We start from the raw sequence: 16650 nt of genomic DNA on the forward strand, positions 1-16650 counted from the left end.
AATATGAAATCTTTCCCAAGTGGAGATGAGAATTTTCGTGCAAATCGAGTGACCTGAAGTGCTTAATGCGCGACCAATTCCCCCTGCGAGGGCGTCCCTCGTCGAGACATTGTCCGGCGCAGCGGGCTATCCCGAATCACCATCACGATCGCAATCGTTTCAGATCATTGATGCGCAGGCGATAGACGCGTAGCAGACAGGCCTTATCACTACACTTGTTTCGATAATCTCGAAGCCAGGTTCGTTGATCTTTTCGTATGCGTGCCTTATTGGATGAGGCTTGAAGATTCTGACCATATATATCAGCTAGCTCCTTGTCGACGCGTGCAAGCTCCACATCTCCGCAAACCAGCTGGGATTGAATGGATACGAGCTTGCTGCAATCGAAGCTACGCGCTAGCGCGGCCCTTGTATCGGCTCGATTTTCCAGGCGCCCTGGCTTGCAGAGTCCTTGCAGGGACTTGCAGGCGTTATTTCGTCCGACCCACGCCATGTCGCGCGCGCCATAGTCGGCAACAAAGCGATTAATGGCTGCATGGCTGATTCCCCTTTGCATGGCGTTTGCCGCGATGACTTCGTTGCAAAGAGAATCTTCAACATAGGTACCCCCACGGCGTCTATAGCAACTATGGAAGCCCAACAATCCAGAACCAAGAACGCCGCGGCGTTCCCCTGATGCAAACAGGATCGAAGCGCACGCAGACGCACAACTGGCATTGTCGGGGACTGCCGTATAGACGCGCACCTTGTCCATAGCATCGATGAACCGGAAGGCGGCTTCAACATTGCCGCCAGGACTATTCAAAATCAACGTAACCAGCCCTTCGTCATCCCGATCGGCAATCTTGGCGAGCGCCAGGAACCTGTCTGCATCACCGGTCTGGATTCTTCCCTCCGCCACAATCATCCTCAGGTTGATCTGAGGTTGGTGGTAGATGCGAAACTCCATGCCCAGAGCTTCGGCGGGAAACAAGAACACATGGAAACAGAGGCAGGAGAGCACCGCGTCCATGACTCGCCTTGCCATGACTCTGCAATTCGGGCATCCATTACGGCACATGAACTCACCCTCCAGGAATGGCTTCCCGCCAGTCGCAGAAGCTTCGTACTTTCCTCGCGATCAAGGAGCGCACCGCCCAGTATGGGGCCTGGGCAATTACCCTTTAGCCGCTGCTCTGGACGAAATATCCGCTTGTGGCTGTTTCCGCCCGAAGCAGTCGTCCCCCCTTGATCACCTGGCGAGCCGCAGAGTTGACGGTGGCCGGCAGTAGCCGACCCTTCTGCGCCATGCACCTGCCCAGCGCCTATGGCGGATTCGGCCGAGAACCTGCCATCCGACGTGACTGCCGAAATGTCCGTTTCTCTATTCGGACCAGGTCGTATCGACTTCCCGCAGCAAATGGCCGGCCAGGATGTAGTCCCCGAGCCTGGCGGCTTTTGCTTCGAGGGCCTCAAGTTCGCATACAGGTAAGACGCTGAGCTCAAACTGGCAGAAGAGATTGCGTTGCCGGAACGTCACTTTTTGTCGCTTCAAGCCGGCAACGAGCGCCGCTGGCGATTTGACAACAATGCTCTCATGTCCGCGATACTCCACGCGGATGCCAGCCTCTTCACCCAGGCGCCTGAGTTCGGCGGCGTCTCGCCAGCCAGTCTCGTAGTCGAGTTCGACGAGTCCAACCTCGGCAGCCTTGAGCAGGCAAATGGCCTCTCCTTTGGTCGTAGCTCGTGCCGTTGTCATTGTCGCTCCCCGTTTGAACTGTCTGTGTATTGGCCCGCTGATTGGCGTTTGTCGTCTTGCGCTACGGGCATGCACATTTTTTGCCACACCGCCCGGTGAGTGCCCATCCCCCTTTTGGATGAGCGTACGCACCGATCATCAACCGCAACTCGCTCATGACAGTCCTGCTTGACCTGCCTTTGCTGTCAACAGTCTCGGGCTACTACGTTTCCTGTCCGCTTGGCGCTTCGTTAAGAGACTCTGCCTCCGCTACTCTCCCAAAGAGATGTCGAATGGTCGATCTGCACTGCGGAACCATTGAGATGCATCAAGTGGTGATACATGAGACAGCCATATGCTCCGAATTATCAACAAGCGAGATATGCCTTCGACTCGTATTGAACAGTCAGTTGCGAGCGACTAATATGCTCGATCTGAGCACGAAGATGTGGGCTCACCAGCCAGACCTTGTGTTCCAGCGAGAAGTCGCGGCCTGATCAAACCAGAGCAGCTTTCGCGGACGATAGTGAAGTCCCATAGCACTATTCGACCAATAGCTTAGGAGACGACTGTGCTGAGTCATCATGAGTTCGCCACCCTTTTGCTGGTAAGCGACAGCGCTGAGCCGACGTTGCTGGATCATGAAGATGTGGACGCCCTGCGCGAGCGGCAACTGGTCACACTTGAATGCCTCAGTCCAGGCCGTAGTCGGCCACAGGTCACGGTCCAAGGCTACGCTTATCTCAAAGCGCTAGGTTTTGCTCATGCAAATAGGCCGAGCCTCTAAGGCATTGGTGAGGAGCGTTTCACCCAGCTTCGGTGATGCAAGGCGTTATCGTTAGCCCTTGGGGCTTTCGCATCGCCGTCCATGGCAAGTGGGAAAGACGCTGAAATTGCTACACATTCAACTCGCTCTAAGGTCTGTCATTGAACGGGGCAGGAGCAGGCCGCACTCAGGAGACGCAAGATGACACAGTGGACACCGGAGCAATGGACTAAGGTGCAAATAGCGGGACTTGAAGCCATGGCTGGACTCAGCGGGAAGGTCCTTGAGGGGATCGAGAAGGTGATGGAATTAAACCTTCGAACTGCAAAGGCAACACTGGAACAGGCACGAGATGGCGTTGTGAAAGCCGCGTCGGCCCAAACTCCACAAGAAATTGGCGACTTGCAGATCAATTTATTTCGTCTGGCGACCGACAATGCGTCGAACTATTGGCGCCAGCGGTATGACATCGTGGCTGCCACACAGGCGGAGTTCGTACGCGTTGCCGAAGTCCAATACACAACGGCTAAGGACCAGTTGCAGGGAGTCATTGATAGCGTAGGAAAGGGTGCGCCCTCAGATTCGATGCCGCCGCTGGCTGCCTGGCAGGGGGCAGTAGGAGCCACCACTGCGCTCTACGAGTCCATGCAGTGGATGGCAAAGCAAGCCTTGGAGGTAGCGGAAAGCGGTTTCGGTACGGCCACGGAGCTAGCGATGAAAAGCGCACGGCGTCGTGCGGCGTAGTCGTCCCGATGGAGCGCCTGTGCAATTGACGTGCGGTGCCACGCTGCCCACGTCAAGCATTCCAAATGGCGGGTCCACAAGCATCTTCTTGAGCCAGTCTCCGAGACGATCTGTTCATCGATGCAATTGTGTCACGACCGCTCGCGCGCACACTGTATCAACAGGCAACAAATCGACGCGGCGAAGTCCCGGCGAAACGCCGACACGCTGGACGGTATCAGCAGCATCAAGGTCAGCGGGCTAGCCAGTCGCCCCAGGAGGTCTGGTTTTTCCTCTACGGGAAGGCTAGTTCTTCAGCAGCTAACAGGTTTGACGTGCATCAAGGGTCGGGCGACTGGCTTTACTAGTCTAAGTCTAGCCACATGATCTGTTTGAAGGAGATGCATATGAACCGGAAGCTCTTATTCAGTGCGTCGGCCGTTGTTGCTGCCCGTGCGGGCACGCCCGCCAGTGCACAAAGAAACTATACGGATGGCGGTGACCTGTATGGCGGCGCACACGCTGCCGGTGGAAAGCAGACAGCCTCGAAGCATCTGAAGAAGCAGGACGCCAACCGAAGTGGCAAGTTCGATCCTTATTCGGAAGGCGAGAAAACCGATACTCATCTCGCGCCCGCGCAGAAGTCGCCGGACGAACGTCCGCAACCGGACGATGTGGCAAGGAGTGGTAAGTTCGATCCGTATACGGAAGGCCGGTCAAAGTAGTAGTTATCACGCAAGGAGTGCGTCAATGACCGTAGCTTGCCGCAAGCCGCCACGTACTTTGGTGCCATGCGGGCGACGTTGAGCAACGTGTGCCGCTTGTCCGCCGCACAAACGATCGAGGAGGCAATCCGCCACCTGCCATTTGCCAACGGCAAAGCCTGAACGGGCAACGTGCTACTTATCGCGAAAGACCGTTGCCTGGTCGCGGCAGAGGCCATAGGGAAGGGGAGCAGGGAGGGTAGAGCGGTAAGCCAAAAACCGCTGATCTTTCTCACAGGAGGAAATCGCATATGTACACAAAGATTCTGGTAGCAATCGACGGCAGCCATTGCAGTGATAGGGGGCTGGATGAAGCAATCGGCTTGGCCGAAACCTGCGGGGCGGAGTTGGAAATTGTCCACGTCATCGACCCGGGCTATGAACAGAATGACGTGCGAAGAACGCTCGTCAATGAGGGGCAGGCGCTCCTGGCCGCTGCCGTGGCAAAAGCCGAAGCCAAGCATGTTCGAAGCCACATCACTATGGTCGACGATATTGTGTCGCTCGGTGACCTCGCCGGCCAAATTCGACGCGTCGTGGAAAGCAGCCACGCTCAGGTCGTCGTGGCTGGAACCCATGGGCGCCGCGGGCTGCGAGGCTTGCTGATGGGTAGCGTAGCCGAGGGCATCGTGCGCCAGTGCCAGGTTCCGGTATTGCTTGTCAAGTGGCCGGAGGAAGCCTGAGCGCGTTAGGGGGCTCATGCCGATGGACGGTTCTAATGCAAATCCTTGGTGGCTACACCTTATGCGAAAGATGATTGCAAGATACCTGGTTCTGGATTCAACGGGGGTGCCATGTCGGGCACGATGGTGCTCCATGCTTTCGGACGATTGTTTGCGGAGCACGATACCCGTCGGACGTCCGGCCTGACGATGGCAAAGGACAAACGGCTGCGACAGACGTATGCAAGCATGAATCGGCGGCGTAGATTTCGGGCCCGTCTTACCTTCCAAGGAGAGAGTCATGAGCAACATCAGACTGTATGATCCGTTCTCCATTGAGCCTATCGGCGACATGCTGCAAGGCATGTTGCGTTCGCTGCGGGGTGGATTCGAAGCTGGCGCGGCATTCAAGGTCGATGTCAGCGAGTCGGAAAAGGAATACATGGTGGTGGCGGAAATCCCTGGCGCGAAGAAGGAAGATATCCAGGTCTCCGTAGAGCGGGGCACGGTGATGATCTCCGCCAAGGTGGAAAGCTCGTCCGAGCAGAAGGAAGGCGAGCGCGTGATCCGGCGAGAACGCTACAGCGGGATTATGCAACGCGCGTTTACGCTAGACACGACTGTCGACGAGAGCAAGGTCGACGCCAGTTATGAGGATGGTGTGCTTCGGGTGGTCCTGCCGAAGATGGAGGCTACAGTCCAGAAGAAGATTACCGTGCGATAGATGGAGCACGCCCGCCGTCCCCTGGCGAGAAAGGAGGCCGGCGGCCGGCTGCGGTGCCACGCGATCAGGCAGGAACAGCATCCGAACTCGACTATGGACGGACAAGGGGTACCGCCCATACTAACGCTACGCGGTTAGCTGAAAGGTCTGCGGCGTGACTTGCGAGTACCGCCCGGGGAGAGCTCGGAATCAGTTGCTTCCCGACCCTTCTCGGCCAACTGAAAGCGCTGCAGTGTATGTCCGCTTCTGAATGGGCATCGGCCTTATCGCGTTCAGGGGCGGGCGCAGCCCCTGAGGTGATCGTCACAGCATGGCCGAATGCAGATGATGTGGATCGTCCAATGTATCGGCGACGATCTGCAAGGACTCCTCGATCTCGTCCCGCTCGCTGGGCCCCCCGAGACATAGCCGGATGGCGTCGGGCGGATTGCCGTCCGTGGAGAATGCCACGGCCGAGACCGCGCCGATGCCGCGCGAGCGTAGGTGCAGCGCCAGTTCGGAGGGGCGCCATGCCGAATGGGCGTCCAGCGGCAACCAGAGGTGAAAGCCATCCGGATCGGCCGCGCAGGCATGCCCGCCCAGCACGCGCGCCGCAATGGCCTGCCGTGCGGCGCACTCTTCGCGCACAGCGGCCAGCATCTCATCGACGGTGCCCTGCTTGATCCAGGCGCATGCCAGCAATGTGGTGAACGGGCTGGCCATCACCGTGGTGGCACGTAACGTGCCGGCCAGACGCTGTGTATGGCGCGGCGTTGGGGCCAGGACAAAGGCGGTGCGCAATCCCGCCCCAAGACACTTCGACAGCCCGGTGACGTAGTACGTCAGTTCTGGTGCGAGCGTCGCGAAGGCATCCGGCTTGTGCCGGGGGAGCATGCCGTAGGCATCGTCTTCGATGATCGGTACGTTGTAGCGCAGCGCGATGTCGGCCAGGATCTCGCGCCGCCCCTGGGGCATGGTTCGGGTGCTGGGGTTCTGGATCGTCGGATTGCAATAGAGCGCGGCCGGCTTTTGCGCCTTGCAGAAGCTTTCAAAGGCAGCGCCGATCATGCCTTCCTCGTCGCCGGGCAACGCTTGCACGCGCAGGCCAAGCTGGGCGGCGATGGCCTTGATGCCTGGATAGGCCAGGTTCTCCACGCATAGCGTCTGCCCGCCACGCGCGACCTGCGACAGCAGCGCCACCAGCGCGCTGTGGATGCCGGGGCAGATCAGCAGCCGGTCGGCGGTGGACGCCGGCACCAGTTGCCGCAGCCAGCCGTTGGCGACGGCGCGATCGGCCGGAGTGCCGCCGAAGTCTTGGTAGCGCAGCAGCATATAGGGATCCGCTGCACCGACGAGCGCCGCCGCGGATTCGCGCAGTCGTGCCGCAAGCTCCGCGGGCTCGGGCGGCATGTTCATCGTCATCTCGGCGCTGGTGCCGCCGCGTAGTGGCAACGTGGGCGCCCGCCCGCGCACATAGGTGCCGGCGCCCGCCTTGGCATCGATCAGCCCACGCTTGCGCGCTTCCCCATAGGCGCGGGCCACGGTCGAGTAATTGAGGCTGAGCGCCTCGGCCATGTCGCGCAGGCCGGGCAGGCGGTCGCGCGCCTGCAGTCGTCCGTCGGCGAGTGCCTCTTCGATCAGGTCTGGAATGGTCAGGTAAGCGGGTTTGGCGCTTTCGGCGACCCGCTTCGCCCAGTGACTGGTGAGGCCGGACACGATGTTCTCCATGCGATGTGCGCTGCTGCGTCGTCCGCCGATTGAATGCATATCCCATGCCCGCTTGATCGCATCGGAATCGCGTGCCGCCGCCCGCGGCATGGCGCGGATTGCACCATGCCGATGCGCCTTTCGGATGCGCGCGGCATGGTTTCGGTGCATGCATTCAGTGGGCGCGCAGATCCCCAGTGATCGCATCTGTGACGCCGGAAAGACAGCGGCGATGCGATCAACGATGCGATCAATTGCGTGCCGTCTGGTTGATCGCGGATTGATCGGATAGCCAGGACCGGTCAATGGCATATCAGTTGCACACGGTGGAGTGCGTCGGGGGCAAGCCCCGGCCGGGCCCGCCCTTCGATGGCGGTCCGCAGTTCCCAACCATCAAGCACTGGAGCCAAGCATGCCCGTAGTCAACAAACCTGCCCACAAGGACGGAGATTACCTGGTCGATTTCGAAGAGAAGGTGTTCGAGGACGTCAAGGCCGAACCTGGCGAGAAAGCGCTGGTGACGTTCCACACGGTCGCCTTCGAAGGCTCGATTGGCTTTGTGAACATGCTGCAAGCCACGCGTCTGCAGCGCAAGGGCTTCGACACCAGCATCCTGCTCTACGGGCCCGGCGTCACGCTGGGTCTGCAGCGCGGCTTTCCCACGCTGGGTGACGAAGCATTCCCCGGCCACCTGAACTTCAACAAGCAACTCAAGAAGTTCATGGCCGAAGGCGGCAAGGTCTACGCGTGCCGCTTCGCGCTGCAGGCTCTCTACGGCCACGGCGAGGCCTCGCTGATCGAGGGCGTCCGCCCGATCAACCCGCTCGACGTGCTCGACCTGAAGCTGCTTCACCGTAAGGAGAACGCGCTCATCGTCGACACCTGGACCGTCTGAGCGTACGCGAGGGGTATCGTCATGACACCAAAACGAATGGTACGTGCCGCGGCCGTCCAGATTGCGCCGGACCTGGAAAGCGGCGAGGGCACCCTTGCGAAGGTCGTGGACGCGATCGAGCGTGCCGCGCGCGATGGCGTACAGCTGATCGTCTTTCCCGAGACCTTCGTGCCGTACTACCCATACTTTTCCTTTGTGCGCCCGCCCGTGCAATCGGGCAGCGATCATCTGCGCCTGTACGAGCAGGCGGTGACGATACCCGGTCCTGTGACGCACGCCGTGGCAGAGCAGGCGCGCCGGCACGGCATGGTGGTCGTGCTCGGCGTCAACGAGCGCGACCACGGCAGCCTCTACAACACGCAGTTGATCTTCGACACTGAAGGCCGGCTGGCGGTCAAGCGGCGCAAGCTGACGCCCACGTTCCACGAACGCATGATCTGGGGCCAGGGGGATGCCGCGGGCCTGAAGGTGGCCGACACTGCCATTGGCCGCGTCGGCGCGCTGGCCTGCTGGGAGCACTACAACCCCTTGGCGCGTTATGCACTGATGACCCAGCACGAGGAAATCCACTGCAGCCAGTTTCCGGGATCGCTGGTGGGGCCGATCTTCGCCGATCAGATCGAGGCGACGATTCGTCACCACGCGCTGGAGGCAGGCTGCTTCGTGGTCAACGCCACGGGCTGGCTAACCGATGCGCAGATCGCCTCCATCACTCCGGACGCCGCGTTGCAGAAGGCGCTGCGCGGTGGTTGCAATACAGCGATCGTATCCCCCGAGGGGCAGCACCTGGCGCCGCCATTGCGCGAGGGCGAGGGCATGGTCGTGGCGGATCTGGACATGGGGCTGATCACCAAGCGCAAGCGCATGATGGATTCAGTCGGCCATTACGCGCGCCCCGAATTGCTCAGCCTTACCATCAACGACAGGCCGGCGAGCACCGTGTCTGCCATGCGGGATTCCTCCGCGTCTCTCTCGTCCTTTCCATGGAGTTCTAACCATGCATCCCAACGAGTCGAAGTCGGCCTCGAGCCGGCAGTTGATGACTGAACTTCAATCCGTCGGGCTGCGTCTGGAAGCTCCACTTGCAGGTGCCGCCAGTCGCCGTGGTGGCGCCGGGCCATCGGACCACAAGGCCGTGACTATCGACGGTGTGACGATCATGGTGCCGGTGCATACCAGCAGCGCGTGGCATTCTCCCTTCGTGGCTTCCGCGCCCGACGCGGGCGGCAGAAGCGCGCTCCGACGCGGCACCATTCCGATCGCCGACATCAGCTTCCCAAAGGCGCCACGGTTCTATGGTATGCAGACCCTGGAAGGCGTGCCTTACTCGCACATCGCCACGCTGCATGGCGCCGACGTACTGGCGACCACCGTGCTCCAGACATGCATTCGCTACGAAAGCCGCCGCAAGACCTGCAAGTTCTGCGCAATCGGCCAGTCGTTGGCGGCGGGACGCACGATCGCGCGGAAAACGCCGGAGCAGCTTGCGGAGGTGGCACGCGCGGCCGTGCTGCTCGACGGCGTGAAGCACATGGTCCTGACCACCGGTACGCCACCTACGCCCGATCGGGGCGCGAGCATTCTCTGCGAGAGTGCCTTCGCCATTCGGGCAGCGGTGGACCTGCCCATCCAGGCGCAATGCGAGCCGCCCGATGACTATCAATGGTTCGCGCGCATGCACGCTGCAGGCGTGGACAGCCTGGGTATGCATCTGGAAGTGGTCACGCCCGCCGTGCGCGAGCGCGTCATGCCCGGCAAGGCCACGGTGCCCATCGCGCGCTATATGGAGGCCTTTCGCAGCGCCGTCGGCGTGTTCGGCCGCGGGCAGGTCAGCACGTACATCCTGGCTGGGCTAGGCGATACGGCCGAGGCGATCCTGGCAATGTCGCGCCAGCTGGTGGACATCGGTGTCTACCCGTTCGTGGTGCCATTTGTACCGATCTCCGGCACGCCGCTGGAGGACCATCCGGCGCCAACGCCGGCGTTCATGCGTGACATCCTCGCACCACTGGGAGAGATGGTGACTGCGGCCGGTATGCGGTCGGGTGACATCAAGGCCGGCTGCGGCAAGTGCGGGGCATGCTCGTCCCTGTCGGCCTACGAAGGAGGGCTGACATGAGCCGCGATCTGTGTGTCGAAGTGCCGGCCATTCCCGTATACCAGGTGCGCTGGGCGGAGGCCCACTGGGAGATCGAGCAGGCCTATGCACTGCGTCGGGCAGTGTTCTGCACCGAGCAGGGGATCTTTCGTGACGATGATCGCGACGCCGTCGACGACGCCGCGCAGCTGCTGGTTGCTGTGGAGCTTTCCGATGAATGGGCCGGCGATCGCGGGCAGGTGGTAGGCACCGTGCGCATCCACGAGAGCGAGCCGGGCGTCTGGTATGGGTCGCGGCTGGCAGTGGCGCTGGCGCACCGGCGCCATGGGCGCATCGGCGCTACGTTGATTCGGCTGGCTGTCAGCAGTGCTCATGCATTGGGGGGCAAGCGCTTTCTTGCCCACGTGCAGAGCCAGAACGTGCCGTTGTTCCGCCGACTGCACTGGAGCACCCTGGCCGAGGAGATGCTGCTCGACCGGCCGCATCACCTGATGCAGGCTGAACTGAACTACTACCCGCCGTGCCACACGCCATTCGCCGGCTTCGAGATTGACGGCAGGAGGGGCGCATGAACGCGGCGCAGCTGGCCCGGGGCCTCCGCGAAAGTCGGGGATTTGGCCACAAGACCGACATCGCCGGGATGCTGGCCCACCTGCACCGTGCCTTGCCGGCAAGCCAGCGCGCGGAAGACCGTGGCATCCTGCTGGGCGACGACTGTGCGGCGATTCCGGATGGCGACGGCCACTTGCTGTTTGCCATCGAAGGCATGGTGGCCGATTTCCTCCGCACGATGCCGTGGTTCGCTGGATACAGCGCCGTGATGGTCAACATCAGCGACATCTACGCGATGGGGGGGCGACCACTAGCGGTGGTGGACGCGATCTGGAGCGAAGACCTCGGCGGTGCCGCGGAAGTGATGCGTGGCATGGCCGCGGCTGCGGCCGCCTACGGCGTACCCATCGTGGGCGGGCACAGTAACGCCCGCAGCGATGGCGCCCAACTGGCGGTGGCCATCCTTGGCCGCGCGAAACGCCTGCTGACCAGCTTTGCGGCGCGCCCGGGGCAACGGCTTGTGATGGCGGTCGACCTGCGCGGCGCGTTCATGGAGCCTTATCCGTACTGGAATGCCTCAACCGACGCGCCCGCCGGGCGCTTGCGCGGGGATCTGGAACTGTTGCCGGTCCTGGCCGAGGAGGGGCTGTGCGCAGCAGCCAAGGACATCAGTATGGGCGGAGCAGTCGGTACCGCGCTGATGCTGATGGAGTGCTCGGGAGTGGGCGGCACGATCGATCTCGATGCGCTACCGATCCCGCCGGGCGTTCCCATGTCGCGCTGGCTGGCGGCGTTCCCGAGCTACGGCTTCGTACTGGCGGTCGACACCAGGCATACCGCGGACATTTGCGCCCGCTTCCATGCGCGCGGGATTGCCTGCGCGGACATTGGCGCGCTCGACGCCTCGCATCGCCTCCGTATCGCCTACCAGGGCGAATCGGCGGAGGTGTGGGACTACGGCGCGACGCCTTTCATCTTGCCGTCGCAGCCCGCCGAAGCGGACCTGTCCGGCGCCATCGCACAAGGATGCTGAATCATGCCGGTGACCTACCTGCACGTTCGCTGGTCGGACCAGCGAGAGGTGCGCTATTACTCGCCATCTTCCATCGTGACCGAGCACTTCGAGGTGGGCGTCGTCTACGCACTGCCTGAGTTCGTGGCGCGGGCACGCCGCGCGCTCGGTGAGGCTTCCGAGCGCGTAGCCAGGAAGTACGGCTACGCATGCTCGGCCGCACAGGACCAGTCAAGAGCGATCGAGAGGGATGCGAGGCGCTTTGACGGCCAGCCCGATGCATCCGTCGAAGTTCTCGGCTTCAGTCGCTAGGGCCTAGCAAGGCCATACCGCGGGGCATACGCCGCGCCCCCTGCATTCCCTCGAAGGAAACATTCATCATGTCAGACCACAGCAATGCCACCCACACCGACACCGAGCCCCAACACCTTCCCGTGATCGTGATAGGCGGCGGCCAGGCCGGCTTGTCGATCAGCTATTACCTGCAACGCGCGGGCATCGAGCACCTCGTGCTCGAAAAGCACACCATGACCCATACCTGGCGCACGCAACGCTGGGACGCGTTCTGCCTGGTCACACCGAACTGGCAGTGCGCGCTGCCCGGACACCCCTATGCCGGCAGCGATCCACACGGCTTCATGAAGCGCGACGAGATCATCGCGTATCTGGACGCCTTTATCGAGAAGGTGGCGCCGCCGGTGCGCGAGCATACCGAAGTGCGCAGCGTCAAACGCCACGCGCAGGGCGGCTACACCGTCGTCACCAGCAATGGCACGTTCACGGCGGACCAGGTGGTGGTGGCCTCGGGTGGCTATCACGTGCCGATCATGCCGCGCATGGCGGAGCGGCTGCCGGACAGCATCGCGCAGATCCAGTCTGCCGATTACCGCAATCCGGAGTCTCTGCCCGAGGGTGCGGTGCTGGTGGTCGGGTCAGGCCAGTCCGGCGCCCAGATCGCCGAGGATCTGCATCTGGCCGGGCGCAAGGTCTACCTGGCCGTTGGCGAGGCGCCGCGCTGCGCGCGTTTCTACCGCGGACGCGACGTAGTGGACTGGCTGGCCGACATGAAGTACTACGACTTGCCGGTAACGGAGCATCCGCTGCGCGAAGGCGTGCGCGACAACACCAATCACTACGTGACCGGCCGCGACGGCGGGCGCGATATCGACCTGCGCAGGTTTGCTAGCGAGGGGATGGAGCTGTACGGCGTGCTTGAGGATTACCGCGAGGGCCTGCTGCGCTTTGCTCCAAACCTGCGCGAGGCGCTTGACGATTCCGACGCCACGTACAACCGCATCAACGCCAGCATCGACAAGTACATCGCGGAGCGTGGCATCGATGCCCCGCCGGCGAGCGTCTACAGCCCCGTCTGGACGCCGGCGGGGGAGCGCGACGGCGTCGACCCGGTTGCCGCAGGCATCGGCAGCATCATCTGGTCAATCGGATTCCGACCCGATTTCAGCTGGCTCGAAGTGCCGGTATTCAATGGACGCGGCTATCCGGGCCATGAACGTGGAGTCACGACGCAGCCGGGTCTGTATTTCCTTGGGCTGCCCTGGCTGCATACCTGGGGCTCGGGGCGCTTCTCCGGCATCGCACGTGACGCGGCATATCTTGCCGACCTGATCGCGTCGGAAAGCCGGCGGGATGCACTGGCTGCCTGACATGGAAGCCGCCCGTTCGCACTTCGTCGCGGGCATGCCCGCGCTTTCCTACACCGGCCTGTCCGAGAACTGGCTGTGGAAGACCTGCGGGGACCGGCACTGGCAACAGCTCGCCGGCATCGCCGGACAGGCGGTGCCAGACTTTCGCGATGCCGACGGACATCGCGTCTATGCGGCGTTCACCGCCATCCGTATCCGCGAAGCGTCGCTAGAAGCGATCGGCGAGAACGATGCCTTCACCATCGATTCATTCCTGAAGCCGGCTGGTGGTGCCAAATACCTGAGCGAGCACGTGCTGGTGTCGCAGGGTGCACTGCGCGCCAGGGTGACGATGCTTTCCACATTCGTCCGCCGCACGCGCGAGCGGGACAACCGCTCGGTGATACGTGCCATGCCGATGGCGGTGGGGGCGGACGCGACCGTTCCGCAAGCGGCCGACGGGCTGCAGCTGTCGGCGCTAGCACGCCGCTTTCGTGGTGGTGATTGGGGCGCGCACCTTGGGCTGGAGCAGTTGCGGCATGCCACCGCCCATGCGATCGAGTTCCTGCCTTGCCCCTATACAGATTTCAACGGCGCCGACCTGCTCTACTTCGCCAGTTTTCAGGCAATGGTCGACCGCGCGGAGTGGCATTGGCGCATGGACCCCGAACCGCCTGTGATGTGCGAGCGCGATCTGTTCTTTCACGGCAACGTGAATGTGGGCGAATCGCTGGAACTCAACTTCGCGGCCGCGCGCGTGGACAAGACCGATTTAGGACACTGGTGCGAGATCCGTCGGGCGCGCGATGGCGACAAGATCGCCGATGTGGTGACCCGCAAGCGCTGGAGGCAACGGTGACGCTGGAAGCCGATGACGCCATGGACCCCGCGGACATGCGGTGGAAGCTGAAGCCGGTCTATGGTCCCGCGGACATTGCGGGCCTCGACCACCTTGGCAGTCTGCCAGGGGAGGCGCCCTACGTGCGTGGGCCCTATGCATCGATGTATCGTGAGCGGCCTTGGACGGTGCGACAGTATGGCGGCTTTGCTGATGCCACTGCGTCCAACCTGGCCTATCGCGAGGCGCTGAGGCAGGGCGCGCAGGGATTGTCGGTGGCGTTCGACCTGCCCACGCATCGCGGCTACGATTCGGACGAGTCGGAAGATGAAGCGGCGATGGCGGACGTCGGCATGGCCGGCGTGGCCATCGACTCGGTCGACGACATGCACCGACTGTTCGATGGCATTCCGCTCGACCAGGTATCGGTGTCCATGACGATGAGTGGCGCCGTCCTGCCGGTGATGGCTGCCTTCCTGGTGGCGGCCGAGGAGAGCGGGGTGCCGTTCCACGCGCTACGCGGCACGATCCAGAACGACATTCTCAAGGAGTTCATGGTCCGCAATGCCTGGATCCATGGGCCCGTGCCGTCGCTGCGGATTGCGACCGACGTGGTGGAATGGCTGGGCGGGCACGCGCCTCGTTTCCACGGCATGTCGATTTCCGGGTATCACTTCCAGGAAGCTGGCGCGGACCCGGTTCTGGAGCTGGCGCTGACGCTGGCGAACGCGCGCACCTACCTGGCCCAGTTGAGCGCGCGTGGCCTCGACGTCGATCAGTTTTGTGGTGGACTGAGTTTCTTCTTCGGCGTGGGTAAGTCGTTCTATGTCGAGATCGCGAAGCTGCGCGCGGCGCGCCTGTTGTGGCACGAGATCGTCAGTGCGCATGGCGGCAGCTCGGCACGGGCGACGGCGATGCGCATGCACTGCCAGACATCAGGCTGGTCGCTGGCGGCGCAGCAACCGCGCAACAATATCGCACGCACGACGGTAGAGGCATTGGCAGCGGTATTTGGTGGCACGCAGTCATTACATACGAACGGCTTCGACGAGGCGTTGGCATTGCCGGGGGCCGAGGCTTCGCGGCTGGCACGCGACACGCAACTGATGTTGCAGCACGAGTTCGGGCTGTGCGACGTGGCGGACCCTTGGGCCGGCTCCTACCTGGTCGAATCGCTGACCGCGCGAGTGGCCGATGGCGTGCGCGGCCTGCTGGCACAGATCGACGCGCAAGGTGGTGTGCTGGCCGCGTTGCAAGGGGGATGGGTGCAGCGGCTGATCCACCGGGGCGCGCTGGACCAACAGGCCCGCATCGATGCTGGCGATGACGTCATCGTGGGAGTGAACCGGTACGAACAAGGCGGTGCAGAGCCACAGGCGTGTAGCGAGGTCGATGGCGTCAGCACGCGTGTCCGGCAGGCGCACCGTCTGGGGGCCCTGCGGCGCACGCGCGACGATGCGGCATTGAGGCAAGCGCTCGATGCGCTGGCTGTGGCGGCGCGGTCCGGAACGGGCAATCTGCTCGATTTCGCCATGGACGCTATGCGCTGCCGAGCCACGGTTGGGGAGTGCACCCGTGCGCTCCTGGCCGTCTGGCCGCGCTACAAACAGCCGTCCTCTTACCAGGCCGGGCAATATGGCGCTACGCGTGCGGGAAGTCCGTCCTGGGCGGCGGCCTGTGCCAAAGCGACCGGCCTATGCAGGCGACTTGGACGTCCCCCGCGCGTGCTGTTGGCGAAACTCGGCCAGGACGGTCACGACCGTGGCGTGCGGGCCGTGGCCGGCGCGCTCACGGATGCGGGATTCGAGGTGGTGCTGACGCCGCTGTTCCAGTCGCCACAGGCCGTTGCGGTCAAGGCGCACAACGAAGGGTTTGATGCTTTGGGGGTGTCATCGCTCGGCGGCGCGCATTTGGGCCTGGTTCCTGCGTTGCTGGATGTGCTGCATGCGGTGCGCGGTCAAGCTCGTACCTTGCCGGTATTCCTTGGCGGGATTGTCCCGGAACAACACATGCGGCAACTGCGCCACGCGGGCGTGCAGCGCGTATTCGGACCTGGCACTCCGATGGAGACGATCGTGACGGCCATCGTAATGGCGATCACGGCGGCGTTGGCGACGATGCCGGAGGACGAACGGGTAACGCCCGGTGCGGTTGAAAATGGGGCGTGACGCGAATGCCTGGTAGCATGAAAGGGACCTCGATCCCAATTAGGAAAGCACCGACACCGCTACAGTGGCTGCGAATGTCAGGTCGAGCAAGGTATCAGGGATCTGGCAGCAGACGAGCCCGCTGGTCGATTGAACTGGCGTGGACCTTGGTTACGCTACCAGCCCGCGAGCCTGCTGATCCAAATGGGTCAATGAGCTGCCTTGCAGCAGACGGGCCAGGCCGCGCCGTGAAGAAAATTTGAGAACTGAGCCAAGCAAGCGTGAACCCTGTTTTACATACTACAGCTCAGACAGGTGAGCATTCTGTCCGTATCTGAACCTGATTTCGGAGCGCGAGGCGCATTCGGCCGCGCCAGCCGCCCGCGCCGAGGCCGAGTTGCGGGTCGAGCTGAGGCGACTCAT

At 62.6% G+C, this 16650-nt stretch carries 16 protein-coding genes; 13 read left to right on the top strand and 3 right to left on the bottom strand.

Annotated elements, in window-relative coordinates:
- Positions 1-142 precede the first annotated feature (142 nt).
- Together AC1DOX_RS23970 and AC1DOX_RS23975 are read right to left on the bottom strand one after the other, a co-directional pair.
- Positions 143-1012 (bottom strand): ATP-dependent Clp protease proteolytic subunit, encoded by an 870-nt coding sequence (locus tag AC1DOX_RS23970; protein ID WP_441621836.1) that lies wholly within the window; start codon positions 1010-1012, stop codon positions 143-145.
- A 351-nt stretch (positions 1013-1363) separates the two neighbouring features.
- Positions 1364-1738, bottom strand: coding sequence for a PHA-granule associated protein 4 (locus AC1DOX_RS23975; RefSeq protein WP_441621838.1), 375 nt, complete (start codon positions 1736-1738; stop codon positions 1364-1366).
- 946 nt (positions 1739-2684) lie between these two features.
- Between AC1DOX_RS23975 and AC1DOX_RS23980 the strand changes: the two genes are divergently transcribed.
- From AC1DOX_RS23980 to AC1DOX_RS23995, 4 genes are all read left to right on the top strand, one after another.
- Positions 2685-3227, top strand: a complete 543-nt coding sequence (locus AC1DOX_RS23980; RefSeq protein WP_441621840.1) for a phasin family protein — start codon at positions 2685-2687, stop codon at positions 3225-3227.
- A 386-nt stretch (positions 3228-3613) separates the two neighbouring features.
- Positions 3614-3931, top strand: a complete 318-nt coding sequence (locus tag AC1DOX_RS23985) for a hypothetical protein (protein ID WP_441621843.1) — start codon at positions 3614-3616, stop codon at positions 3929-3931.
- Between the two features lie 290 nt (positions 3932-4221).
- Positions 4222-4653, top strand: a complete 432-nt coding sequence (locus AC1DOX_RS23990; protein WP_441621845.1) for a universal stress protein — start codon at positions 4222-4224, stop codon at positions 4651-4653.
- A gap of 280 nt (positions 4654-4933) precedes the next feature.
- The gene (locus AC1DOX_RS23995; protein WP_441621847.1) at positions 4934-5356 is read left to right on the top strand and encodes an Hsp20/alpha crystallin family protein; all 423 of its coding nucleotides are present in this window, start codon (positions 4934-4936) and stop codon (positions 5354-5356) included.
- Between the two features lie 303 nt (positions 5357-5659).
- Here AC1DOX_RS23995 and AC1DOX_RS24000 read toward each other — a convergent pair whose 3' ends face one another.
- Positions 5660-7051 (bottom strand): aminotransferase-like domain-containing protein, encoded by a 1392-nt coding sequence (locus tag AC1DOX_RS24000; protein WP_441621849.1) that lies wholly within the window; start codon positions 7049-7051, stop codon positions 5660-5662.
- A gap of 403 nt (positions 7052-7454) precedes the next feature.
- Between AC1DOX_RS24000 and AC1DOX_RS24005 the strand changes: the two genes are divergently transcribed.
- The 9 genes from AC1DOX_RS24005 to scpA all read left to right on the top strand — a co-directional run bounded on the left by AC1DOX_RS24005 (position 7455) and on the right by scpA (position 16248).
- Positions 7455-7937, top strand: a complete 483-nt coding sequence (locus AC1DOX_RS24005) for an MSMEG_0572/Sll0783 family nitrogen starvation response protein (RefSeq protein WP_441621851.1) — start codon at positions 7455-7457, stop codon at positions 7935-7937.
- 21 nt (positions 7938-7958) lie between these two features.
- Positions 7959-8984 (top strand): Nit6803 family nitrilase, encoded by a 1026-nt coding sequence (locus AC1DOX_RS24010; protein WP_441621853.1) that lies wholly within the window; start codon positions 7959-7961, stop codon positions 8982-8984.
- Complete coding sequence (locus AC1DOX_RS24015) at positions 8977-10056, top strand: MSMEG_0568 family radical SAM protein (protein ID WP_441621855.1); 1080 nt, start codon at positions 8977-8979, stop codon at positions 10054-10056. The genes AC1DOX_RS24010 and AC1DOX_RS24015 overlap by 8 nt, the downstream gene beginning before the upstream one ends.
- The gene (locus AC1DOX_RS24020) at positions 10053-10607 is read left to right on the top strand and encodes an MSMEG_0567/Sll0786 family nitrogen starvation N-acetyltransferase (RefSeq protein ID WP_441621857.1); all 555 of its coding nucleotides are present in this window, start codon (positions 10053-10055) and stop codon (positions 10605-10607) included. Before AC1DOX_RS24015 ends, AC1DOX_RS24020 begins: the two co-directional genes overlap by 4 nt.
- Positions 10604-11620, top strand: a complete 1017-nt coding sequence (locus AC1DOX_RS24025; protein ID WP_441621859.1) for a sll0787 family AIR synthase-like protein — start codon at positions 10604-10606, stop codon at positions 11618-11620. The genes AC1DOX_RS24020 and AC1DOX_RS24025 overlap by 4 nt, the downstream gene beginning before the upstream one ends.
- 3 nt (positions 11621-11623) lie before the next feature.
- The gene (locus AC1DOX_RS24030) at positions 11624-11911 is read left to right on the top strand and encodes an MSMEG_0570 family nitrogen starvation response protein (RefSeq protein WP_441621861.1); all 288 of its coding nucleotides are present in this window, start codon (positions 11624-11626) and stop codon (positions 11909-11911) included.
- Positions 11912-11979: 68 nt separating this feature from the next.
- Positions 11980-13263, top strand: coding sequence for an MSMEG_0569 family flavin-dependent oxidoreductase (locus AC1DOX_RS24035; protein WP_441621863.1), 1284 nt, complete (start codon positions 11980-11982; stop codon positions 13261-13263).
- A complete protein-coding gene (locus AC1DOX_RS24040) occupies positions 13247-14101 on the top strand; it encodes a Pnap_2097 family protein (protein ID WP_441621865.1) in 855 nt (284 codons plus the stop codon). Before AC1DOX_RS24035 ends, AC1DOX_RS24040 begins: the two co-directional genes overlap by 17 nt.
- A 20-nt stretch (positions 14102-14121) precedes the next feature.
- On the top strand, positions 14122-16248 hold the full coding sequence (gene scpA / locus AC1DOX_RS24045) for a methylmalonyl-CoA mutase (RefSeq protein ID WP_441621961.1): 2127 nt from the start codon (positions 14122-14124) through the stop codon (positions 16246-16248).
- The last annotated feature ends 402 nt before the right edge of the window (positions 16249-16650 follow it).

The organism is Cupriavidus sp. 01L415 (assembly GCF_056400065.1).